Source organism: Microbacterium cremeum, from assembly GCF_015277855.1.
GTDB lineage: Bacteria > Actinomycetota > Actinomycetes > Actinomycetales > Microbacteriaceae > Microbacterium > Microbacterium cremeum.
In genome coordinates, this window is sequence record NZ_CP063812.1 from 3720984 (window position 1) to 3743528 (window position 22545).

A 22545-nucleotide genomic window follows, 5' to 3' on the forward strand; every position below is an offset into this window, starting at 1 on the left:
TCCCGTGGACATGTCCCAGAGATCCCAGTGACCCCAGTGACCGTCGTGGAGCACCACGGCCGCGCGAGCCGAAGCCCGCGAAACCGGATGACGTCCCCCCGCGCGTTCCCCCCGCGCATCGGCGTCACGGTCGCGACGCCGTCTTCCTTTCTAGCCCTGTCTTCGCGAGTTCGGCGAAACCTCACCCGCCGCTTCACCCCGCCCTTCACCCCGTGGGCTCGGCGTGCCCCGGCGGACGACTCCGGCGCGCGACAGCATCGCGGTGAACGCCAGCGCAGCAGCGGCGGCGGCGACCTCGCCGAGGAGGCGACCCACCAGCGTCGCGATCAGGATCGGCGCGCTGAGGTGCTCGCTCGAGAAGACGGGGAGCGAGACGACGAACAGCGCGACGCCCGCCACGGCTGCGGCGAGGAGCACGCGCCACCACTGGGGGCGGCGCCGCGTGCGCCACGGCATCAGCGCGTCGAACACGACCGCGGCGGTGACCATGGGCACCGCCGCAAGCGGGCCGACGGGGGACACTGCCGCCGTGAGGAGACCCGTGATCACCGCGGTGACGATCGCCGTGCCCGCCACCGCCGTGACGAGCCGAGCCAGAAACGGCATGAGGCTGTGGACGCCGGCGATCAGGGCATATGCCGGGGGCGCGGTCACGACGAGCATGGTGGTCAGGGGCACGACCGCGAGGAACAGCAGTGTCTGCAGCGCCGCGAACGCTCCCGCCACCAGGAGCGCGCGCGTCGGCATTCCCCGCCGGCGTTCAGCCATGATCCGCCAGGAGGTGCCGGGCCGCCGCCGCCGCGACCGCCTCCTCGCGGCCGGCGACGCCCAGCTTGCGATACACGCTCTTCACCTGCGTCTTGATGGTGTTCGGCGAGACGCCGAGGTCTGTTGCGATCAGCGTCAGCGGCCTGCCCGAGGCGAGCGCCCGCAGCACGATCTGCTCTCGTTCGGTGAGCGCCGGAGCGCCGATCGACTCGGGGAGGGCCGACTCGACAGGGGGGATCTCGCACGAGTCCGTCTCGCGCAGGAGCTCCTGCACCGCGCGCGTGTCGGCGGGAGGCAGCAGTGCGAGCGGCAGGCGAAGGCCCCGGTCGCACAGCAGGGCGGCGAGGGTCTGCGCATCGTGCCGCGCGGCCGCCTCGCCGCCCGTCCGCACCAGCGCCGCCGTGCGCAGCGATGCCGCTGCGGCGCTCTGCCGGACGCTTGTCGGCTGCGCCCGGGCCTGGCTCAGGATGCGCAGCGTGTCGCGAGGCCGGCCGTCGATGAGGGCGATGCGCGCGCGTTCCACGATCGTCTCGAAACGGTCCTCTGGGGCGTCCTTCTGCAGGATGGCCCTCGCCGCGTGGGTCTGGCCCTGCGCGAGCAGCAGCAGCGTCCGCGTGCGGCTCAACGCGCGACGCGCGCTCGCGCTGTGGCCTTCGCGCCCTCGCACCTGGACGAGCGACTCCAGCTGGGTGGCACCCAGAGCCGCCCTCCCCCGGCGCAGCGCCACGAGCGCCTCCACGGTGGCCATGACGATCCAGTGTTCGCTCGTCGCGCGGTGTGGCCCGAAGACCGCGATCTGCTCGGCCGCCTTCTCGACGTCGCCCTCCTCCAGCGCGAGGAGAGCCTCGGCCACGCGATAGAACGTGCCCTGGTAGCCGTCCAGGTACCGGTTACTCCATCTCCCCTCTCGGACGAGCTGGACATAGTGGCGGGCTTCGGGCATGTCGCCGTCGAGGGCATGGATGCCGGCCAGCATCGACAGGTTCGAGATCCCGTTCTCGGGCTCCCCGACCGCCGCCACGGCGGCGCCGTACGCGAAGCACTCGATCGCCTGCCGCCGGCTGCCCCCGTAGTACAGCGAGATGCCCAGCTGCGCAGACAGGAGCGGCACCTGCACGGAGTAGGCCTCCTTCTCCGCCTCCGGCATGTCGGCAAGCAGACGCAGGGCGCGCACTGCGACGCTCGCGGCACGCTCGTGCATGCCGAGCACGCGCAGGGCGACGCTCTCGGTGACCCAGATGAACAGGCGGTCGGAGTCGCTGACGTCGGCGCGCTGAGAGTTCGCCGCCGAGACGGCGAGCCGGAAGAGCTGGAGCCCGCGCAGCCGCCTCACCCGCACCGCGTTGTAGCAGATGGCCAACAGCATCACGAGGAGCGGCTCGTCGCGCAACTGCGATAGAGGGATCGATCCCAGGATCTCGCGCACCGCGGCGCCGTGATTGAGCAGCTGATGCCAGGACGACATGACCACCCGGCGTGCCAGCTCCCAATCGTCGCCCTCGACCGCCACTCGCAGCGCCTCGGTGGGCTTGCCGGCGCGCTGCGCGCCCGCGACGACCACCCGCCGCAGCGCCGGGATCTCGCCGGAGTGGCGGCGCTCGAGCTCGCGCCGCAGAAGCGCGCGAGTGAACGGTGCGAAGCGGAACGCGCGCCCGCGCTCGCTTGCGGACCACGATCCGAAGCCGTAGCTCTCGGCGTCGTCCAGGTAGTGAACGGCGCGAGGGTCGCCGCTGAGTTCGCGCGCGCCCGCGTCGTCGACGGTTTCGGCGAGACTGATCCGCACCAGTGCGGAGATCAGCGCGGGATCGTAGCCCGAGCGCGCGACCCGGAGCCGCATGTACTCCTCGACGCCCTCGGCTGCGGTCTCTACCAGCGAACCATGGTCCGCCGGGATGCCGCGTCGGGCCATCGCGTGGATGACGGCAGGGAATCCGTTCGTCACGGCGCGGATCCTGCGGGCGAGGTCCGCGTCGACGCCCAGGGCACGCTGGATCTCCTCCTCGTCGAACATCAGATCCGGAGGTTCGACCGCCGTCCTGTCGACGAGCATCCCGACCGCGTCGCTGTCGAGCACCGTGCGACGGTTCGCGGCCGCGACGACCCTCACGGCCGGGACCGCCGCCACCGTCTCGCACAGGTCGACGAGGGCATCCCGTTCGAGCGTCGCGGCATCGTCGACGAAGATCGTGACCGGTTCGCCGAGGTCCGAGAGCCGGTCGCGCACCGCCTGCCAGCCGACATCCGCGACGCCGGGGTCGCCGGCGTCCGTTCGGCGCGGCAGCCGCCGCAGGATCATGCGCGCGAGGCCGCCGCTATCGGCGCCGGCCGGATCGGCCGTGATCCACAGTGCACGATCTTCGGTGCGCTGCACCCATTCGCGTAGGACGACCGTCTTGCCCGCGCCGCACGCTCCCCGGACAAGAGTCAGCGGCGCGCCGACCTCCAGATGCGCGAGCAGCCTCGGCCGCGTGATGACGTCGCCGGGGACGCGCGGCGCGCCGGTATCGAGCCGCTGCAATGACCACACTTCGATTCGATTCCTTTGTACGTCCCCCCCAAGGATTCAGTCTGTCAGTTCGCCCAGGCTGGGGTCCGCGTTCCCCCGAAGCGGATCCCGACTGCGCCGACCGATCCGACCCGCTGCGGGGCCAGAGACGACGCTGTGCCCCGCCCCTGGGGACGCGGGGCACAGCGTGCCGGGCTGAAGGGGCTCAGCTCACCGGCCCACGCGACGCTCTGGGGAAGCGCCGGCGGTGGATCACGAGCGCGAACGCACCCGCGACGAGCAGCATGCCCGCGAAGCCCGCGACGCCCCAGCTGAGGGTGCCGCCGGTGACGGCGAGCGGCGGCGGCGCGTCGACGCTGTGCTCGGTCGCGCACGCTCCGGCCGGATCGCAGACGGCCCGCTCGTCAGGGCTCGTCACGACGTTCCGCAACTGCGCCGGTCCGGCAGCCGCGACCGTCACCGAGTAGGTGACCGTCACGCGCTGGCCGATGCCGAGAGCGCCGGTCCACGTGAGCACGTCGCCCACCCGTGCGACGGCACCCGCGGTCGCGACTGCGTCGCCGTTCCACGTCGCGTCGTCGAGCACGCCGGACAGGTCGTCCGTGACGATCGCGTCGGTGACGACGCCTTCGCCGCGCTGCGTGATCGTGACCGTGTACGTCACCGTGTCACCGGTGCGCACGGCGGTGCCGGATACCGGATCCGCCGTCTTCGCGTAGACGTACCCGCCCGTCTTGTGCAGGGTGCGGCACTCCTCGGTGCCGTCGGCCGCGGTCACGCATGAGCCGGCCTCGGAGGGCGAGGTCACGACATTGGCGAGCGTCGTGTCGCCCCCGCCGGTCACCGTCACGGAGTAGGTGATCGTCGCGGTTTCCCCCACGCCGAGAGCACCGTTCCAGGTCAGCACCGGCCCGTCGACGACGGCCTCGCCCGTCGTGGCAGCGACGTCGCCGTTGTACGAGGCGTCATCGAGCACGCCCGACAGATCGTCGACGACGGATGCCGCCACCCCGGCGGGGCCGACCTGCTCCACGGTCACGGTGTAGGTGATGACGTCCCCTGCCTGCACGTCGCTGTTGTGCACGGGATCGGCCATCTTCGAGTACTCGAACCGGCCCGTCTCGTGCGTGGTGGTGCAGTCGGGGTTGCCGTCGCCGGCCGGCACGCACTCGCCGTTCTCGCCCGGCGCCACGACGTTCGTGAGCGTCATGTCGCCCGCGCCCGTCACCGTCACGGAGTAGGTGACCGTCACCGTCGCGCCGACCGCGAGATCACCGGTCCACTCGATGGTCTCGGCATCCGCGTCGAACGACGCCTCGCCCGCACTCGCGACCAGCGCATCGTCCCAGGTCGCATCGTCCAGCACGGCCGCCAGGTCGTCATCGAACGACGCTGCCGTGACCGCACCAGGACCCCGCTGGGCGACGGTCACCGTGTACGTGATGGTCTCGCCCACCGCGACATCGCTGCCCGGCGTCGGGTTCGACGTCTTGGCCACCGTGTAGTCGCCCGTCTGGTGCGTCGTGGTGCAATCCGCTTCCTCGACACAGCCGTCGCTGGTGACCACGTTGGTCAACGTCATGTCGCCGGCACCGGTCACCGTGACCGAATAGGTCACCGTGACCACGGCATCCACCGCCAGGTCGCCCGTCCACGAGACCGTCGGCTCGGCGTAGTCGGCCGTGCCTCCCGTCGCGGCGAGATCGTCGTTCCACGTTGCGTCATCCAGCACCGCGGTCAGGTCGTCGGCGAACGATGCGCCCTCCACCGACGCGGCACCGAACTGGCTGACGGTGACGGTGTACTCGATGGTGTCGCCGATCTGCACGTCGCTTCCCGTCGCCGGGTCCGAGGTCTTCACCGTCTCGTAGCGGCCGGTCTGGTGTTCGGTTTCACACTCGGCGGCGGTCTCACAGCCGGGCGATTGCACCGTGTTGCCGATCAGCGTGTCACCGGCAGCGGTCACCGTCACCGAGTACGTCACCGTGGCGACATCACCCGGGCCCAGGTCGCCCGTCCACGAGATCACCCCGTCGACGAACGTGAACGTGCCCGCCGACGCGACGATGTCGTTGTTGAACGTCGCGTCGTCCAGCACCTCGGTGAGGTCGTCGTTGAAGAACTGAGCCACCACGCTGCCCTCACCGGACTGGGTGACGGTGACGGTGTAGGTGATGACATCGCCGATCTGCACATCGCTGCCCGACGCCGGGTCGGACGTCTTCACCGTCGTGTACGAAGCGGTGTAGTGCTCGGTCTCGCACACCTCCTGCGAAGCACAGCCATCACTGGTGACGACGTTGTGCAGGTGGGTGTCTCCGGCGCCGGTGACGGTCACGGTGTAGGTGATCGTCACGACCTCGTCGACCGCCAGATCACCCGACCACGACAGCTCCTGCGTGGTCGCATCGAACCCGACCGTCCCGGCGGAGGCGGTCAGCTCGTCGTTCCAAGTGGCGTCATCCAGCACGTCGCTCAGGTCATCTACCAGAGAGGCACCTTCGTACTCGGCCTCACCCACCTGGGTCACCGTGATGGTGTAGGCGATGGTCTCGCCCTCGTCGACGTTCGAGCCGTCGACGGGGTCGGACGACTTCACCACGGTGAAGTCGGCGATCGGGTGCTCCACCGGCGGGCAACCGGCGTCCGGGCATCCGGGGCTGGTCACCCCGTTCTCCAGGAAGTAGCTGCCACCCTCCGCGAGCGCTGCCGAGTCCTTCACCGTCACGGTGTAGGTCACGGTCGCCACCTCACCGACCGGGACCGTACCGTCCCACGACAGCACGCCGTCCGTGATCGTCGCAGTTCCCACCGAAGCCGTCGGGCCCGCTGTCAGATCAGCGTCGTCCAACACCGCCGACAGGTCGTCGGTGAACTGCGCCACCGCGGGAACAGTGCCCTCCTGGGTCACCGTCACGGTGTAGGTGACCTCGTCACCCGGGTTCAGCACCGTCCCCGGAACCGGGTCAGACGACTTCACCGTGGAGTAGTTCACCACCTCGACCCCAGCCGGATCGCAGAGGATCGTCGGCGCCTCGGCGTCCGGCGGGGTCGCCGCCGTGCCGCAGGCGTTGTTCACGACGCTTCCGCCGCCCGTCATGGTGGCGACGAACTCGTGCACCTGCTGCTCGCCTCGGGCGAGCGATGCCACGGTGAAGGATCCCTCCGGGAAGAGGCTGTCGGTGATCTCGAGATCAGTCACCGTGCCCTGTCCGATGTTCTCCACCACGATGCGATACGGCACCTCGTCACCGACTCGGTATGTCGGATAGTCGGCGGGCGTGTTCGCGTCGTGCCACACGCCGTCGGAGTCCTGAACGTACTTCTTCAGGTTGACGGCGTAGCAGTTCGCGATCTCGGTGACCGCAGACGACAGCATGGGAAGCGCCGAGTGCTCGGCCCACGAGCCGGCCGAGTTCACCAGGATCTGGCCCGGCTTGTTGTCGTCGGCGGCGGGCTCCTGACAGCTGGTGCCGGCAGGCGTGCTGAAGTCGATGCGGATCGTCTGTGTCGCGCCCGGAGCGAGCTCGGGGCCGATGATCCGGATGGCGGTCGGGTTGTCGACCGCAGTCGTCGACCATCCCACGGTGTTGCCGGCAACCGATCCGGGCGTGCCGCCGTTGGAGGCATCGCGCGGGTCCGAGCTCAGGGAGGCCAGCGGTGCCGTCGTGAAGTACACCGTCGAACCAGCGGGCGCGACGACGTCGGTCACCGTGTAGGTGCCGTCGATGTCCGTTCCGCGACCGTCGCCGACGGCGGGCAGGATGTCGATGGTGTCGGTGAAGTCGCTCGGCTCGGGGTCCTGCGAGTTGATCGTCAGCACCCACGACGAGCTGTCGCCATCGAACGACAGCACATTCGCGGCGGCGGACTTCCCGAAGACCGTAGCCGAGGCGCTGGGCACCGTCACCGTCGCGGCGGCCGTGCGGCCCGGCGTGCTCGCGGGGCGGTTGTCGCCGATCGTATTGATGACCGCGACGTTCGTGAGCCGGGTTCCCGGTGCGATCACGCTGTCGGCCGGGCGCTGCGCCTGGTACCTGATCGTCTGGAACACGTTCGGGGTGACCCCGGCGAAGTTCCACGTGAGCGTGCGCCCGTCCGGGCTCACGCTCGTCGGGGCGGGCTGGCCCGTGCCCGGCACGTAGACCATCCCCTGCGGCAGCGTGTCGACGACGTCGAACGTCGCCGGCGGCGGGCTCGTGACGAGGTTCTGCGCCTGAGCGCGGAGCGTGTAGGTCACGGGGACTCCGGGCTGCGCGGTGGTGTCGGAGACCTCCTTCTCGATCAGTCCCTGGGCGCCCTGCAGACGGTAGACGTCGCGAAAGCCGTTGGTGTTCGGGCCGTAGGTGCTGCCCGGGATCACGGTTCCACCGCCTATGGTGCTGAGATTGACCCAGTTGTTCAGCGTCGGATACCCCGGGAATGCGGTGGCGACGTTGTACGGGGCGTTGAACGTTCCGACGGTCCAGCCCTCCCCCGAGGTGGGGGCTGCCGGATCGATGTGCCCGAAGGCGCGGAGGAACGTGTGGGCGGAAGTGTCGACGGCCGGGTCCCACGTCATCTTCACAGCAGTCACGCCGGCCGGAAGAGCCATCAGGATGTCGGTGCTGATGCGAGGGTCGGTGAGAGAAGTACCGGGCGCCGGAGTGGCCTCGATCCACATGGCACTCGGCGCCGCCTGGCCGCAGGTCTCGGTCTTCGTGTCGATCGCCTGGGTGGTGTAGAAGAACCGCGCCGTCTCGTAGTTCTCATAGCCGTCGAGGCCGCCGCCGTTCCAGCCGCCGCCCTCGAACGAGGTCGGGACGAAGGCCGGGTTCTGGTTCATCGTGCAGAGGCCCGCCAGCTGCGCCCCACCGGGGCCGCTGTATCCGTTCCAGACGAGGCTGTTCGCCTGGTGGTAGAGCGGGATCGGCCCGACGTTTCCGGCAGCGACCTGCTCGTCCCAGTTCTCTTCGGTGATCCCGGGTTGCGGCATGACCGCGTCCAGGCTTGTGCCTGGGCTCACCCACAGGTTGTCATCCCACGCCGTCCGCGAGTTCGCCGGCGATCCGATCCAGTGGTTGCTGAATCCGCCGGGCGGAGTGAGCGTGGCGCTCGAGACGTTGTTCTGTGCGTTGCCGTCAGGCTCTGAGACACCGTCGTCGAAGACGAACGCGCCGGGCGACGCGGTGAATGTGTACGTGGTGATCGCGGTCACAGCTGCGGGAATGCTGAACTGCACGGTGCCCGAGGCGATGTAGACGCCGTTGCCGGGGAGCGGCTGACCCATGCTGTCGTTGACCGGCGCGTTGACCAGCGTGTAGTCGAGATCCGAGAGCGAGACGGTGTAGGTGGTGCCGGCACCGCTCACGCTGCACGTCGGGAAGTTGGTGCGGTCCGCCCGCTCCGGGTGGGAGAACGGTTGACCCGTAGAACGTGAGGACGCGTCGATCGGCACGCAGCCTTCCCACGCGAGACCGTTGGTCGCGCCGGCGATGTTCGCGCTGATACTCACCGGGAACGAGTAGCTCGCAGGTCCCGGTCGGCTGCCCGCGTCCAGGATGAGCGAGTAGTTCATCTGAAGGAAGGGCCGGTTGCCTCCCAGGCGGCTCGCCTTTGTCTGTCCCTGGCCGGTCTGGCCGGGAGCCTGGACGAGCGACAGGTCCATGCCGTGCACGTACGTGATCGGCAGCGGACCGGGGTCGGCCGGGCCGGCTTCGGCGACCGCGGAATCCGACGTCGCCGTGCCCACGACGGTCAGGTCGCCGCCTTCCGTGGACGTGGCACGGACCGGGGCCTGGATGACCGAGGCGGTGCCTTCGGTGATCGTGCCGAAGTTGCACAGCAGGGTCGTGCCATCCTCCGAGATCGCGGAGGCAGGGGTGACATCCGTGGTCTTGCAGACCTGCGGGATGCTGGTGAAAGCGCCGTTGCCCACGGTGAGCGTGGCGCGCACGTTCTCCACCGGCTCGTTCGAGTACGGGTCCTCGGCGTCGTTGGTGTTCACGTGGAACTCGGCGGTCACCGGCTGTCCGAACGGCGCCTCGGTCGGCGTCGGATCGCCGGCCCAGTTGGCGGTGATCTCATGCACCGACAGCGGCGCGGCCTGAGCGGCAGCTGTCGGCAGAAGCGACAGGATCAGGGCGGCGACTCCGGCGAATGCCGTTGCCGCAACGCGGCGGCGGCCAGATGATCGCTGCACGTGAGATGTCGGAACTGAGTTTTCTGGCGCGATGAGACGACTCAAGATTTCCCCCCTTGGGAACGTCACAGGGTTCGCGCCGGCTTGGCACGCATGCCCTTGAATCGTTCCTATCGGGATTCTGAGAGTCTTCTCAGAATTTCACCCGGTCCTTCACCCCATCACCCGGGAGTCGGCGTCACGTCGAGGTTTCGTCGTCGTCCTCGGTCTCGGCGGCCTGCGAGAGCGGCTGGCGCGGGTGCCACACGACGAGTTCGGTCGCACGGCGCACGCGGGTGCCGTGGCGCAGCGTGACGACGGCGCCGGTCGATCCTGCGGCGAAGACGCGGGCTCCTGGGCGCTTCTCGAGCTCGGCACGCACTCGCTCCTCGAGGTCGCGGACGCGGCCGTGCAGCTCGCGCACGCGGTCTTCGAGCTCGAGGATGCGCGCGATGGCGGGAAGACCGATGCCGTCGGCCGACATGCGCGCCACCTCGCGCAGCTGCGCGATGTGACGCAGCGAGTAGCGACGCGAGCCGCCCTGGGTGCGGGCGGGCACGACCAGCCCGAGCCGGTCGTACTGGCGGAGGGTCTGCGGGTGCATGCCCGACAGCTCGGCGGCCACCGCGATCGCGAAGATCGGGGCATCCTCGTCGATGTCGTGCTGCTCACCCATGCGTCTCACCTCCTCGTACCCGGTCGTTGAGCGAGCTTGCGAGTCGAAACGCAGAGACGAGACGCCTCGCGCACACGCCGAACGTCGGCTCGAGGCGTTTCGTCTCGCTCGTTCCTCGCTCGCTCAACGACCGGCCTCATGATCTCAGCCGCGCGCCTTGGTCATCAGGTCGGCGCGCGGGTTCTCCTTCGGCTCGAGGTCGTGGAAGCGCTCCAAGGCTTCGCGTGCGGCGTCGTCGAGGTGCGACGGCACCGCCACCTGCACCTCGGCGAGCAGGTCGCCGGTGCCCTTCTGGGTCTGCACGCCCCGGCCCTTGACGCGGAGCACCCGGCCCGATGGCGTTCCGGGGGCGACCCGCAGCTTGACGGGGTCGCCGCCGAGAGTCGGCACCTCGATCGTCGCGCCGAGCGTGGCCTCGGTGAACGTCACCGGCACCGTGACGCGGAGGTTCAGGCCGTCGCGGGTGAACACCGGGTGCGGCCGCACCGCCACCTGCACGACGACGTCGCCGGGCTCGCCGCCGTCGGGCGACGGGCGCCCCCGGCCGCGCAGCCGGATCTTCTGCCCGTCCGACACGCCGGCCGGGATCTTCACCTTGAACGGCTTGCCGTCCTCGCCCTGCAGCGTGATCGTCTCACCTTTGGTGGCGGTGATGAAGTCGATCGTCGTGCGCGCCGTGACATCGGCGCCGCGCGTCGGCCCGCCGTACCCTCGGTACCCGCCGGAAGGCTGGCCGAAGCGGCCGCTGCCGAAGCGGCCGCCCTGCTGCTGGTTGAACATCGCGAAGATGTCGTCGAAGTCCTCGGCGTTCTGGTAGCGCGCGCCGCGGCCCTGCCCGAACATGCTGAAGACGTCTTCGAATCCGCCGGCGCCCTGACCACCCGCCGTGAAGCGGGCACCCGAGCCCATGGCGCGGATCTGGTCGTACTCCTTGCGCTGCTCGGGGTCGGACAGCACCGAGTAGGCCTCGCTGATCTCCTTGAACTTGGCCTCCGCCGCCGCATCGCCCTGATTCGAGTCGGGGTGGTACTTGCGCGCGAGCTTGCGGTAGGTCTTCTTCAGGTCGGCGTCGCTGACGTCCTTCGAGACGTCCAGCATCGAGTAGAAGTCCTTGTCGAACCAGTCCTGGCTGGCCATGCCGCCTCCTCGGTCACTCGGCGGGAACCGCGACGACGACCTTCGCCGGTCGCAGCTCCACCGAGCCGAGGCGGTAGCCGATCTCGACGACCTCCAGCACGGTCGCCTCGGTCGTGCCGGGGGTCGGCACCTGGAAGATCGCCTCGTGGTGCTGCGGGTCGAACGCCTCGCCGGCCGCGCCGTAGGTGCTGAGGCCCATGCGCTCGGCCACGCCACGCAGCTTCTCGGCGATCGCGGAGAAGGGCGAGCCCTCTTCGAGGTCGCCGTGCTTCTCGGCACGGTCGAGGTCGTCGAGCACCGGCAGCAGGCCCTTGGCGACCGCGCCCTGAGCGCGCTCGATCTCGACCTCGCGCTGCTCCTCGGTGCGCCGGCGGTAGTTGGCGTACTCGGCCTGCAGACGCTTGAGGTCGTTCAGCAGCTGCGTCTCGAGGTCGGCGAGCACGGCGTCCTCGGCGGCCGCTTCTGCGCTCTGCGCGGCACCGAGGATGTCGTCGACCGTGAGCTCGTCGCCCTCGGCCTCGTCCTGCGGCCTCTCGGCCTGCTCACCGGCGGTGTCCTGGCCCTCCTGCGGGTCGGACCCGGAAGCGTTCGCTTCCGGGTCCTCGCCACCGGGGACCTCGGTGTCATCGAAGTCCTTGTCGGCCATGGTTACTTCTTTTCCTCTTCGTCTTCGACGACCTCGGCGTCGACGACGTCCTCATCGGAGGTCGCGGACTCCTGGGAGTCACCGGCGTCGGCGGCCGAGGCATCCGTCGCCTGCGAAGCCTGGTTCGACGCGTAGATCGCCTCGCCCAGCTTGGTCTGCGACTGCGACAGCGTGTCGAACGCGGTCTTCACCGCGTCGTCGTCGTCACCGGCGAGCGCGGTCTTGAGCGCGTCGACGTCGGCCTGCACCGACTCCTTGACGTCGGAGGGCAGCTTGTCGTCGTTCTCCTTGATGAGCTTCTCGATCGAGTACGAGAGGGTCTCGGCCTGGTTGCGCACCTCGGCGGCCTCGCGGCGCTTCTTGTCTTCGGCGGCGTGCTCCTCGGCCTCGCGCACCATGCGCTCGATGTCGTCCTTGGGCAGCGACGAGCCGCCGGTGATCGTCATCGACTGCTCCTTGCCGGTGCCCTTGTCCTTCGCCGACACGTGGACGATGCCGTTCGCGTCGATGTCGAACGTGACCTCGATCTGCGGGATGCCGCGAGGAGCCGGGGCGATGCCGGTCAGCTCGAAGGTGCCGAGCGGCTTGTTGTCGCGCGTGAACTCGCGCTCGCCCTGGAACACCTGGATCGCGACCGACGGCTGGTTGTCGTCGGCGGTCGTGAAGGTCTCGGAGCGCTTGGTCGGGATGGCGGTGTTGCGCTCGATGAGCTTCGTCATGATGCCGCCCTTGGTCTCGATGCCGAGGCTCAGGGGGGTGACGTCGATCAGCAGCACGTCCTTGCGCTCGCCCTTGAGGACGCCCGCCTGCAGCGCGGCGCCCACGGCGACGACCTCATCGGGGTTGACGCCCTTATTGGGTTCCTTGCCGGTCTCCTGCTTCACGAGCTCAGACACGGCGGGCATGCGGGTCGAGCCGCCCACGAGCACGACGTGGTCGATGTCGCCGACCTTGATGCCGGCCTCGCGGATGACGTCCTCGAAGGGCTTCTTGGTGCGGTCGAGCAGGTCCTTGGTGAGGTCCTCGAACTTCGCGCGCGTGATGGTCTCGGACAGCGACACCGGCCCCGAGTCGGTCAGCGACAGGTACGGCAGGTTCACCGACGTCGAGGTCGAGCTCGACAGCTCCTTCTTCGCCTGCTCGGCCGCCTCCTTGAGGCGCTGCAGGGCGATCTTGTCGTTCGAGACGTCGACGCCCGTGGTGTCCTTGAACTGCTTGATGAAATAGTCGACGAGACGCTGGTCCCAGTCGTCGCCGCCCAGGCGGTTGTCACCGGCGGTCGCGCGCACCTGGATCGTCGAGAAGTCGTCGTCCTTGCCCACCTCGAGCAGCGAGACGTCGAAGGTTCCGCCACCGAGGTCGAAGACGAGGATGAGCTCGTCCTCCTTGCCCTTGTCGAGGCCGTACGCGAGGGCGGCGGCGGTGGGCTCGTTGATGATGCGCAGGACGTTCAGGCCCGCGATCTCGCCAGCCTCCTTGGTGGCCTGGCGCTCGGCGTCGTTGAAGTACGCGGGGACGGTGACGACGGCATCCGTCACGGTGTCGCCGAGGTACTGCTCGGCATCGCGCTTGAGCTTCTGGAGGATGCGCGCCGAGACCTCCTGCGGCGTCCACTTCTTGCCGTCGACGTCGAAGCCCCACGTGGTGCCCATGTGACGCTTGACCGACGAGACGGTGCGGTCGACGTTGGTGACGGCCTGGCGCTTGGCGGTCTCGCCGACGAGCACCTCGCCGTCCTTGGTGAATGCGACGACCGAGGGGGTCGTGCGGAAGCCCTCGGCGTTGGCGATGACCTTGGGCTCGCCGCCCTCCAGGACGCTCACGACCGAGTTGGTCGTACCGAGGTCGATTCCGACAGCACGTGCCATGTGTATCTCTCCTTCGTGGGGGCGACGACGGATGCCGGCGCCCGCGGTTCGTGTGAAAAGCCGGGCTCGCGGACCCAAAGCTGAGTCGCGATGGCTCAACGATACGCCGGGGTGCGGCATCCGTCAATTCGAACTTGATACGACTCGACTCAACTTGCTCGAAGCGGCGCGGTCACACGGTGGCCTTATGCGCGAAACGCGCGCGCCCTAGAGTCAGCTCAGAACGACCGCGGGCGAACCTTGGGAGGGGTCATGCGCACGACGAGAACGAGGATGATCGGCGGTCTGACCGCCGCGGTGGCGGTGCTGGCCGGCTTCGGCGCCACGGGGGCCGTCGCGGCGCCTCCCGACACCGCCGGACCGCGGTACACCGCGGGATCGGACGGGGCGGGCGACCCGTACTTCCCCTTCTCCGGCAACGGCGGCTACGACGTGCAGCACTACGATCTCGCGCTGACGTACACGCCCCCCGCCGTGGCCCCCGCACCGCTCCAGGGCAGCCTCTCGGGTGTGGCGACGATCGACCTCGTCGCGACGCAGGACCTCGACCGGTTCAGCCTCGATCTGCGCGGGATGGACGTGACGGCGGTGACGGTGGGCGGCAAGCCCGCCGCCGAGGTCGGCGTGCCGGCCGGCGGGGCCGAGGTGCAGGGCGCGGCGTACTGGCAGCAGCAGGACGACGCCGCCCGCCGGTGGGAGCTCACCGTGCAGCCACGTCCGAAGATCAAGTCGGGTCAGACCGTGCAGGTGGTCGTCGAGTACAGCGGCACGACCGTGCGCCCTCTCGACGTCGAGGGCGCCCTCTACGGCTGGGTCACCACCAGGGACGGTGCGATCGTGGTCAGCGAGCCCGAAGGCTCGATGACGTGGTACCCGGTGAGCGACCATCCGACCGACAAGGCGACCTACCGGTTCGCAATCACCGTGCCCGAGGGCAAGGTCGCGGTGGCCAACGGCCTGCCGTACAAGCCCGCCGAGACCGCCGGCGGCTTGACCACCTGGTTCTGGGATGCCCCCGACCAGCAGGCGAGCTACCTCACGACGGCATCCGTCGGGGACTTCGAGCTGCGGCCCACCTACACCTCGTCCAGCGGCGTGCCCATCATCGACGCCGTCGACACGAAGCTCACGGCGAACCAGCTCAACACCTCGAACGCGAGCCTGGCGCTGCAGCCCGCCATGATCGACTTCTTCGAGTCACGGTTCGGGTCGTACCCGTTCGTCGCGTACGGGGCGATCGTCGACAACGACAGCGTGGGCTACGCCCTCGAGACGCAGACGCGCCCCGTCTACTCGGGCTCCGCGGGGCAGAACACCGTCGCCCACGAGCTCGCGCACCAGTGGTTCGGCAACGCCGTCAGCCCGCACCGGTGGCAGGACATCTGGCTGAACGAGGGATGGGCGACGTACGCGAGCTGGCTCTGGACCGAGCACCGCGGCGGGAACACGGCGCAGCAGGCCTACAACACCTGGTACGCGCCCCCGCGCAACACCGCCTACTGGTCGTTCCAGATCGGCGACCCGGGCCACCTCGGCCTGTTCGCGACGCAGGTGTACAACCGCGGAGCAGCCACCCTGCACGCGCTGCGCGTCGAGGTGGGCGACGAGGCGTTCTTCGAGGGTGCGCGGCTCTGGGTGGAGCGCTTCGACGACGGCACCGCGACGAGCGCCGACTTCCAGGCCGTCTACGAAGAGGTGTCGGGCGAGGACCTCGACGAGTTCTTCCAGATCTGGCTCTGGGACCAGGTCAAGCCGCCCGCCACCTGGACGCTGTGACGCACACGCGCCAGGACCGGCCCATTGCGGCGGCGGCGACCCCAGACGTCGCCGCCGCCGAAGGCGTGTAACCCCAGGTCCACGGGCGGAGCCCATCGGGAACGGGCTCCGGGCGGCACCCCAGCCGGCCGCCCACAACGCACCGTAGCGAGCGCCGCCGCACGGTGTCACGCGCTCGGCGCGGATTGAGGACTTAAGTCCGCATCAATCGCGGTTGAGGAAACGGATGACCGCCTGCACGCGCCGGTGCGCATCCGCATCCGGGGGCAGGCCCAGGGCGTCGTAGATGCGTGAGACGTGCTGCACGACCGCCTTCTCGGTGAGGAACAGCTTTCCCGCGATGCTCGCGTTGCTGCGCCCTTCCGCCACGAGCGAGAGCACCTCCTGCTGCCGGGTCGTCAGTCCTCCCACGGCGGCCTCGGAGTGCCGCGCCCGCCCCACCATGACGGCGACGACATCGGGATCGAGAGCTGTGCCCCCGCTGGCGACGCGCTCGAGGTCCTCCAGGAACGTCCCGATGTCGGCGATCCGCTGCTTGAGGAGGTAGCCCACCCGCTCCTCCCCCTCGGCGAGCAGGTCCTTCGCGTACCGCCGCTGGACGTGCTGCGACAGCACCACGACCGCGGTGCCGGGATGCTCGCGGCGGATCCGCAGCGCGGCCTCGAGCCCTTCGTCGGTGCGGGTCGGCGGCATGCGGATGTCGGTGACCACGAGGTCCGGGTGCTCGCGGGCGACGGCAACCGTCATCGCCTCGGCGTCCCCCACGGCGGCGACCACATCGTGGCCGCCTTCGCGCAGCACGAGTTCGAGACCCCGGCGGATGAGCGCCTCGTCCTCGGCGATGATCACGCGCATGGCACCTCCGCTCGCAGGCGGGTGCCCTTGCCCCGCGGACTCGAGATGCGGATCGTCCCGCCGATCGCCTCGACGCGGTCGGCGAGGCCGCGCAGGCCCGAGCCCGCACCCAGGGAGGCGCCGCCCACGCCGTCGTCCTCGACCTCGAGGTGCACGTGGCCGTCCTCGACGGCGAGGCGCACCCGGGCGAGCGTGGCGTGCGCGTGCTTGACGACGTTCGCGAGCGCCTCGGTGAGGACGAAGTACGTGGTGGCCTCGACGAGATCCGGGATCGCGCCGTCCTCGACGTCCGACTCGAACTGCGTCGGGATCGGCATCCGGTCGGCGAGGTCCTCCGCCGCCGTCGCCAGCCCCCGCTCGATCAGCGCGGCCGGCACGAGGTCGCGCACGAGCGTGCGCACGTCGGCGGCGGCGGCGTCGATGTCGACGCGCAGGCGAGTCGCGCGCTCGTGGACCGTCTCGGACGGGGCGGTGGCGAGCTGCTGCGCCTCGAGCGCGAGCAGCACGAGCCGTACCTGCAGCCCGTCGTGCAGGTCGCGGGCGATGCGACGCCGCTCGCGATCGGCCGCCTCGACGATCCGCTCGCGCGACTGCATCAGCGCGCGCTGGCTCGCCCGGAGCTCGGCGGTGAGCCTCGACCGCTCGACCTCGATGGCAACGATCCGCCCGGCCTTGCGCACCAGGTCGCGGTCGGCGAGCAGTGCGGCGTCGTAGCCGATGGCGCCGATCGTCCGGCCGTCGATCACGATCGTCTCCCAGCCGCGCCGGCTGTCGGCGGGCCGGGCCGGCGCCGCGCGCTCGTCGGCGTCGAGGAACTCGCCGCGATCGTCGGCCCAGAAGTAGAGGCGCAGCGACGGATCGCCCAGCGCGTGCGCGAGCGCCGTCGTCAGCGGCTCCTTCGAGGCGCCCGCCGCACCCAGCCAGGTGCCGAGCTCCTCGAGCTCCCCGGTTCGCGCGAAACCGCCCCACAGCGTGCCCAGCGCGAACGCGATCGGGATGCCGGCGAGCACCGCGAACTGGAGGTAACCGCGAACGAACGGGTGCACCAGGAACACCCGGTCCAGCGCCACCGCGATGAGCGGCATGAACAGCACCGCGAAGATGCCGTACGAGAACAGGGGGATGAGCACGCGCCGGTGCGCGGCATCCGCACGGCGCAGCCTGCCCCACAGCACCACCGCCACCACGACGCTGAACACGGTGGCGACGATCGTCTGGAACAGGCTGAAGAATGCGGCGGTACCGGGGAGGTCGGCCACGGCGAACGGCGGGAAGGGGCCCTCGGGGTCGAGCAGGTAGCCGGGCGCCTGGAGCACGAGCGCGATGACGTACGCCAGCACCACGAGGACCCGCGACAGCCGGTCCGGCAGCCGCCCGGTCGGGAACGCCAGCAGCAGATGAATGACCGCCGCCACGACGATCGTGGCGCACACCGCGCCGAGACCGACCAGCAGCTCCACACCGGTGTTCTGCAGGCTGCCGAGGTACAGCGCGAGCCCCGCCACCACGATGAGGAACCCCATGCCGTTGCTCGGGCGGCGCCGCCACGCGATGAGCCCCGCGACCACATAGATGGCGAAGATCAGCGGCAGCATGAGCAGCAGCGGGCCCGCGGGACCTGCCAGCGGAAGCAGCGCGACCTCGACGACCACGAGCATCAGCGCCAGCAGCGAGATCAGCGCGAGCGCGCGATCCAGCGATCGCGAGAGCGCGGAGCGCACGCGGGGGGCTGCAGTCATCGGACCCTCTCCGACGGTGGGCGTCCCCTCATTGTGTCGTGCCCGGGGCGCGTTCACGACGACCCAGGTCCTCAGTGGGTAACCTGGCCACGCGTCGCGAAGAGGCGGCGCGCCACAGCGGCACCCGCCGTTCACCGAAGGGTCATACCTTGCCGACCATGGGCAACGAGCACGAACCCCCCGCACCGCAGCCCCTCGGCCCCGAGCGGCCGCCGGCACCGCCCGCGACGGCGGACACCGGCGCCGTCGCCGTGATGGGCCTCGATCTGCAGGAGGGCGCGCAGATCCCGCGCAAGCGCGTGATCTCGTGGGCGCTGTGGGACTGGGCCACCCAGCCGTTCAACACGGTGCTGCTGACGTTCGTGTGGGTGCCGAGCTTCCTGGTGTCGCCGTTCTTCCTCGACCCGGTGGTCGCGGCGAGCGGCGTCGTCGACGGCGACGCGATCGACTGCGACACCGCGGTCAACACGGCGACCGAGTACTGCCGCGCGCTCGGGACGCTCGACAGCAACCTGGGCTGGGGCATCATGGCGGCGGGAATCCTGATCGCCCTCCTCGCGCCCGTGCTGGGCCAGCGCGCCGACGCGGCGGGTCGCAAGAAGCTCATGCTGGGCATCTTCACGGCGCTGCTCATCCTGTGCCAGCTCGCGATGGCGTTCGTCGGCGGCGTGCCCGCCCACTTCTGGTTCGGTGTCGCGATGATCGCCGTCGGCAGCATCGTCGGAGAGATCGCGGGCGCGAACTACAACGCGCTGCTGGTGTCGGTGTCGACCCCGAAGACCGTCGGCAAGGTGTCGGGCCTCGGCTGGGGATTCGGCTACCTCGGCGGCATCATCGCGCTGGCCCTCGTCGTGGGGCTCATCCTCGGCGGGGTGCTCGACGGCACGCAGCCGCTGACCTTCCAGCTCATCGCCGCCGGGGCGACCGTGTGGACGCTGATCTTCACGATCCCGGTCTTCCTCAACGTGCCCGAGCCGCCGCCGGCAGCCGACGCGCGACGCGTCGGGTTCTTCCGCGGCTACGTCGAGCTGGCGCGGTCGATCGCGCGTCTGTGGCGCGAGACGCGCCCCACGTTCTGGTTCCTGCTCGCATCCGCGGTGTACCGCGACGGCCTCGCCGCCGTCTTCACGTTCGGTTCGGTGATCGCGGGACGCGTCTTCGGCTTCGGCTTCACCGATCTCGTCGTGTTCGGCATCGTGCTGAACCTCGTCGCCGGCGTCTCGACGATCTTCGCGGGCCGGCTCGACGACCGCTTCGGTCCGAAGCCCGTGATCCTCGTCGCGATCGGCGTCCTGGTGCTGTGCTGCCTCACGGTGTTCTTCGGCGCCGGGGCGGGCAAGGTCCTGTTCTGGGTCGTCGGCATCGTGCTCGCCGCGTTCGTCGGCCCCGCTCAGGCCGCGTCGCGCTCGTTCCTCGCCCGGGTCACGCCGGCCGGACACGAGGGCGAGGTCTTCGGCCTGTACGCGACCACCGGGCGCGCCGCGAGCTGGATCGCGCCGCTGCTGTGGGGCGTGTTCATCGCCGCCGCCGCGCATCAGACCCTGTACGGCATCCTCGGGATCGCCCTCGTCCTCGCCCTCGGATTCGTGCTGCTGCTGTTCGTCAAGGCGCCGAAGCGGGTCGCGCAGAGCTGAGCGTTGTCGGCGGGCGCGGTCCGTTCCGCTAGCCTCGCTTGCGGGTGATGCTTCACCGTGCGACGGGGGGTCGTCGCGCACCTCGCACCAGTCGTTCCCGAGAGGCACAGTGACGATCCCGCTCACCGAGAGACGCCGCCGCGCGCGCCATCGGCGCGCGGTCGCGTACTGGGGAGTGCTCGTCGCGATGGCGGTCTCGTTGTGGGTGGGCACATCCGTCGCCCCTCCCGAGTGGGTGCGCACCCCCGCGCTGTTCGCGCACCTCGCGTCGGTGATCGTGGGTCTGGGCGCGGCAGTGCTGCTCGAGACCAGCGGATTGCTCTGGATGCTGCGCCGCGCGACCCTCGACGACCTCCGGCGCGTCGAGGGCATCGTCTCGGGCCTGGCGTGGCTGGGCATCGCGGGGCTCCTTGCCACCGGCGCATTCCTCCAGCCCGATCTGTCGCAGCCGCTCACGGCGCTGAAGATGACGGCGGTGCTCGTGGTCGCCATGAACGGCGTCTCGATGACGAAGCTCACCGCCGAGCTGGCCCGCCTGCCCGGGCGCGCGCGCTTCTCGGCGCTGCCGCGGCGGCTGCGGCTGTGGTGCGTGTGGAGCGCGCTGGTGTCGCAGGCGGGTTGGTGGACGGCCGTCTTGATCGGGATGCTGAACACCGCGTCGCAGTGATCTGCCAGCCGGCTCACACTCGCCTCGCAAGTGAGGTCGGGTTAGGCTCTTGCCCAGCCGTCCACCCGAACGGATCCGGACCTTCCGACCCCCCGACGACCGAGGTTCCCGATGCGCCAGCCCAGGCCTGACGACGATGCTGCCGTGCCCGGCCCTCGCCGCGGCGCCGTCGCGCAGCCGGCGAGCGCCGCATCGGCGCCCGCGCCCACGGCGCGCAGCGCCATCGAGGAGCGCCGCGAGCGCCGCCGTCGCCGACGCCGTCTGGCCGTGATCTGGACCTCGGCCGCGGCGATCGTCGTGCTGCTGGGTGCCATCGGTTCGGTGGCGTACGCGATCATGTCGAACGTCACGCCGGAGGATTCCGCCGCCGAGGAGCAGCAGCCGCCCGCCGAACCCGAGGCCGAGCTGCTGCAGTTCCCCGACGACGAGCCCGCCGCCACGCCGGGTGCGGAGCCGTGCACGACCGTGCGGGTGCTGTCGTCGTTCGAGAACGCCGAGATGGTCGAGAACCTCGCGACCGCCTACAACAGCCAGCCGCGCAACGTCGCGGGCTCGTGCGTCACGGTGACGCCGAGCAAGGACAAGTCCGGCCTCGCGGCGGCGACCGTGGCGGCCGGGTTCCCGGCCGTCGCCGACGACCAGAGGCCCGCGGTGTGGCTGCCCGACTCGTCCACGTGGGTGGACGTCGCCCAGTCCTCCGGCGCGACGGCGCTGCGCGCCGAGGGCACCAGCGTCGGCACGTCCGACATCGTGCTGGCGATGCCCGAGCAGCTGGCTCAGGCGGTCGGGTGGGACGCCGAGGCCCCCACGTGGACCGAAGTCTTCGAGGCCGCCGGCGACTCCGAGCTGTGGAGCGGGCTCGGCCACCCGGAGTGGGGCGCGTTCAAGCTCGGTAAGACGAGCCCGCTCATGGCGACCTCGGGCGAGGCGGCGATGTTCGCGTCGTTCGGCACGGCGGCCGGCGGACTCGAAACGCTCACCGCACGGGACGTCGCCGATCCCGCCGTCCAGACCGTGGTGCACGAGAACGAGCTCGCCACGAGCCACTACATGGCCACGCCGGAGCATTTCCTCTGGCACGCGCGCCAGGCCGAGGCATCCGGGTCTGCCGCCGACTTCCTCTCGGCCGTCATCGTCGACGAGAAGTCGGTGTGGGACTACAACCGGGGCATCGTCAGCCGTGACGGCGTGAGCCGCACGCAGGAGGCTCCGCCCGCCGAGCAGCTCGTGCCCATCTACCCGTCGGACGGCTATTACGCGGCCGACAATCCGGCGATGCGGCTGACCGGCGAGTGGATCGACCCGGTCGAGTCGGAGGCGGCGGCGGACTTCATCCGCTTCGCCCTCACGGCGCAGGGCCAGGAGGTCGTCCGCCTGTCGGGATACCGCGACCTGAACCGCGTGCTCGACCCCGGCGTCGAGCAGGTGGGTCAGCTCCGGGTCGGCCAGGCAGGCGTCGTCGCGTTCCCCGAGCCGGATGTCGTGACCGCCGTGCAGGCGGCGTTCCCGGAAGTGCGCAAGCGCGCCAATGTGCTGTTCCTGCTCGACGTGTCGGGATCGATGGACGAGCTGATCTCGCCCGCCGACTCGAAGCTGACGCAGGCGAAGAAGGCGATCGAGGCCGCGCTCGGCCACTTCACGACCGGCGACGACATCGGCCTCGCCGCCTTCGCGCAGGCGCCCGACGGCGCGATGGTGCCGGGCCTGGTCGCACCGGTGGGTGATATCGGGGCGTCGCGCGACGCGTTCCTGCACTCGCTCGGGGGGCTCGCGTCGATGGGCGACACCCCGCTGTACCAGGCGGTCGACACCTTCGCCGGGCAGCAGGCGGCGTCGTGGTCGCCCGACCGCATCAACGCGGTCGTGCTCCTCAGCGACGGTGAGAACGACGCGCCCAACGCGGCGACGATCGGCCAGGAGCAGATGCTCGAGAACCTGCGCAACCTGCACCATTCCACGCCGGTGCTCGTGTTCACGCTGGCCTACGGCGCCGACGCCGACGTCGCGACCCTGCAGTCCATCTCGAGCGCGACCGGCGCGCACTACTACGACGCGACGGACCCGTCGAAGCTCGAAGCGGTGCTCGGAGACCTCGTCACCAGCTTCTGACGCC

General features: G+C 70.2%; 13 protein-coding genes. 4 read left to right on the plus strand and 9 right to left on the minus strand.

Translation table 11 applies throughout. The features are described from left to right. Nucleotides 1-150 precede the first annotated feature (150 nt). The 7 genes from IM778_RS16580 to dnaK all read right to left on the minus strand — a co-directional run bounded on the left by IM778_RS16580 (nucleotide 151) and on the right by dnaK (nucleotide 13761). Nucleotides 151-768, minus strand: coding sequence for a hypothetical protein (locus IM778_RS16580; protein ID WP_194409908.1), 618 nt, complete (start codon nucleotides 766-768; stop codon nucleotides 151-153). Further along, nucleotides 761-3286: a LuxR C-terminal-related transcriptional regulator gene (locus IM778_RS16585; RefSeq protein WP_194409909.1), complete on the minus strand. Its 2526-nt coding sequence runs from the start codon at nucleotides 3284-3286 to the stop codon at nucleotides 761-763. Before IM778_RS16585 ends, IM778_RS16580 begins: the two co-directional genes overlap by 8 nt. A gap of 193 nt (nucleotides 3287-3479) precedes the next feature. Next, a complete protein-coding gene (locus IM778_RS16590; protein ID WP_194409910.1) occupies nucleotides 3480-9500 on the minus strand; it encodes a DUF7927 domain-containing protein in 6021 nt (2006 codons plus the stop codon). A 133-nt stretch (nucleotides 9501-9633) separates the two neighbouring features. Beyond that, nucleotides 9634-10110 carry a heat shock protein transcriptional repressor HspR gene (locus IM778_RS16595; protein ID WP_194409911.1) on the minus strand — a complete coding sequence of 159 codons (477 nt, stop codon included), beginning with the start codon at nucleotides 10108-10110 and terminating at the stop codon, nucleotides 9634-9636. A gap of 144 nt (nucleotides 10111-10254) precedes the next feature. Further along, nucleotides 10255-11247, minus strand: a complete 993-nt coding sequence (locus tag IM778_RS16600; protein ID WP_194409912.1) for a DnaJ C-terminal domain-containing protein — start codon at nucleotides 11245-11247, stop codon at nucleotides 10255-10257. Between the two features lie 13 nt (nucleotides 11248-11260). Next, complete coding sequence (locus tag IM778_RS16605) at nucleotides 11261-11893, minus strand: nucleotide exchange factor GrpE (protein WP_194409913.1); 633 nt, start codon at nucleotides 11891-11893, stop codon at nucleotides 11261-11263. A 2-nt stretch (nucleotides 11894-11895) separates the two neighbouring features. Continuing rightward, a complete protein-coding gene (dnaK, locus tag IM778_RS16610; protein ID WP_194409914.1) occupies nucleotides 11896-13761 on the minus strand; it encodes a molecular chaperone DnaK in 1866 nt (621 codons plus the stop codon). A 252-nt stretch (nucleotides 13762-14013) separates the two neighbouring features. On the opposite strand from dnaK, the gene IM778_RS16615 reads away from it, so the two are divergent. Beyond that, nucleotides 14014-15537, plus strand: a complete 1524-nt coding sequence (locus tag IM778_RS16615) for a M1 family metallopeptidase (RefSeq protein ID WP_228484619.1) — start codon at nucleotides 14014-14016, stop codon at nucleotides 15535-15537. A 204-nt stretch (nucleotides 15538-15741) separates the two neighbouring features. On the opposite strand, the gene IM778_RS16620 is transcribed toward IM778_RS16615, so the two are convergent. Both IM778_RS16620 and IM778_RS16625 read right to left on the minus strand, forming a co-directional pair. Further along, nucleotides 15742-16392: a response regulator transcription factor gene (locus tag IM778_RS16620; RefSeq protein WP_194409915.1), complete on the minus strand. Its 651-nt coding sequence runs from the start codon at nucleotides 16390-16392 to the stop codon at nucleotides 15742-15744. Continuing rightward, nucleotides 16383-18131: a sensor histidine kinase gene (locus IM778_RS16625; RefSeq protein WP_194409916.1), complete on the minus strand. Its 1749-nt coding sequence runs from the start codon at nucleotides 18129-18131 to the stop codon at nucleotides 16383-16385. The genes IM778_RS16620 and IM778_RS16625 overlap by 10 nt, the downstream gene beginning before the upstream one ends. A gap of 158 nt (nucleotides 18132-18289) precedes the next feature. On the opposite strand from IM778_RS16625, the gene IM778_RS16630 reads away from it, so the two are divergent. From IM778_RS16630 to IM778_RS16640, 3 genes are all read left to right on the plus strand, one after another. Next, nucleotides 18290-19765: an MFS transporter gene (locus tag IM778_RS16630; protein ID WP_194409917.1), complete on the plus strand. Its 1476-nt coding sequence runs from the start codon at nucleotides 18290-18292 to the stop codon at nucleotides 19763-19765. A 109-nt stretch (nucleotides 19766-19874) separates the two neighbouring features. Continuing rightward, nucleotides 19875-20432 carry a hypothetical protein gene (locus IM778_RS16635; RefSeq protein ID WP_194409918.1) on the plus strand — a complete coding sequence of 186 codons (558 nt, stop codon included), beginning with the start codon at nucleotides 19875-19877 and terminating at the stop codon, nucleotides 20430-20432. Nucleotides 20433-20576: 144 nt separating this feature from the next. Then, complete coding sequence (locus tag IM778_RS16640; RefSeq protein ID WP_228484620.1) at nucleotides 20577-22541, plus strand: vWA domain-containing protein; 1965 nt, start codon at nucleotides 20577-20579, stop codon at nucleotides 22539-22541. Nucleotides 22542-22545 lie beyond the last annotated feature (4 nt).

Coding starts and splice junctions, on each gene's coding strand:
- IM778_RS16580 (WP_194409908.1), bottom strand. CDS start 768: ATGGCTGAACGCCGGCGGGGAATGCCGACGCGCGCGCTCCTGGTGGCG.
- IM778_RS16625 (WP_194409916.1), bottom strand. CDS start 18,131: ATGACTGCAGCCCCCCGCGTGCGCTCCGCGCTCTCGCGATCGCTGGAT.
- IM778_RS16615 (WP_228484619.1), top strand. CDS start 14,014: ATGCGCACGACGAGAACGAGGATGATCGGCGGTCTGACCGCCGCGGTG.
- dnaK (WP_194409914.1), bottom strand. CDS start 13,761: ATGGCACGTGCTGTCGGAATCGACCTCGGTACGACCAACTCGGTCGTG.
- IM778_RS16620 (WP_194409915.1), bottom strand. CDS start 16,392: ATGCGCGTGATCATCGCCGAGGACGAGGCGCTCATCCGCCGGGGTCTC.
- IM778_RS16600 (WP_194409912.1), bottom strand. CDS start 11,247: ATGGCCAGCCAGGACTGGTTCGACAAGGACTTCTACTCGATGCTGGAC.
- IM778_RS16595 (WP_194409911.1), bottom strand. CDS start 10,110: ATGGGTGAGCAGCACGACATCGACGAGGATGCCCCGATCTTCGCGATC.
- IM778_RS16630 (WP_194409917.1), top strand. CDS start 18,290: ATGGGCAACGAGCACGAACCCCCCGCACCGCAGCCCCTCGGCCCCGAG.
- IM778_RS16605 (WP_194409913.1), bottom strand. CDS start 11,893: ATGGCCGACAAGGACTTCGATGACACCGAGGTCCCCGGTGGCGAGGAC.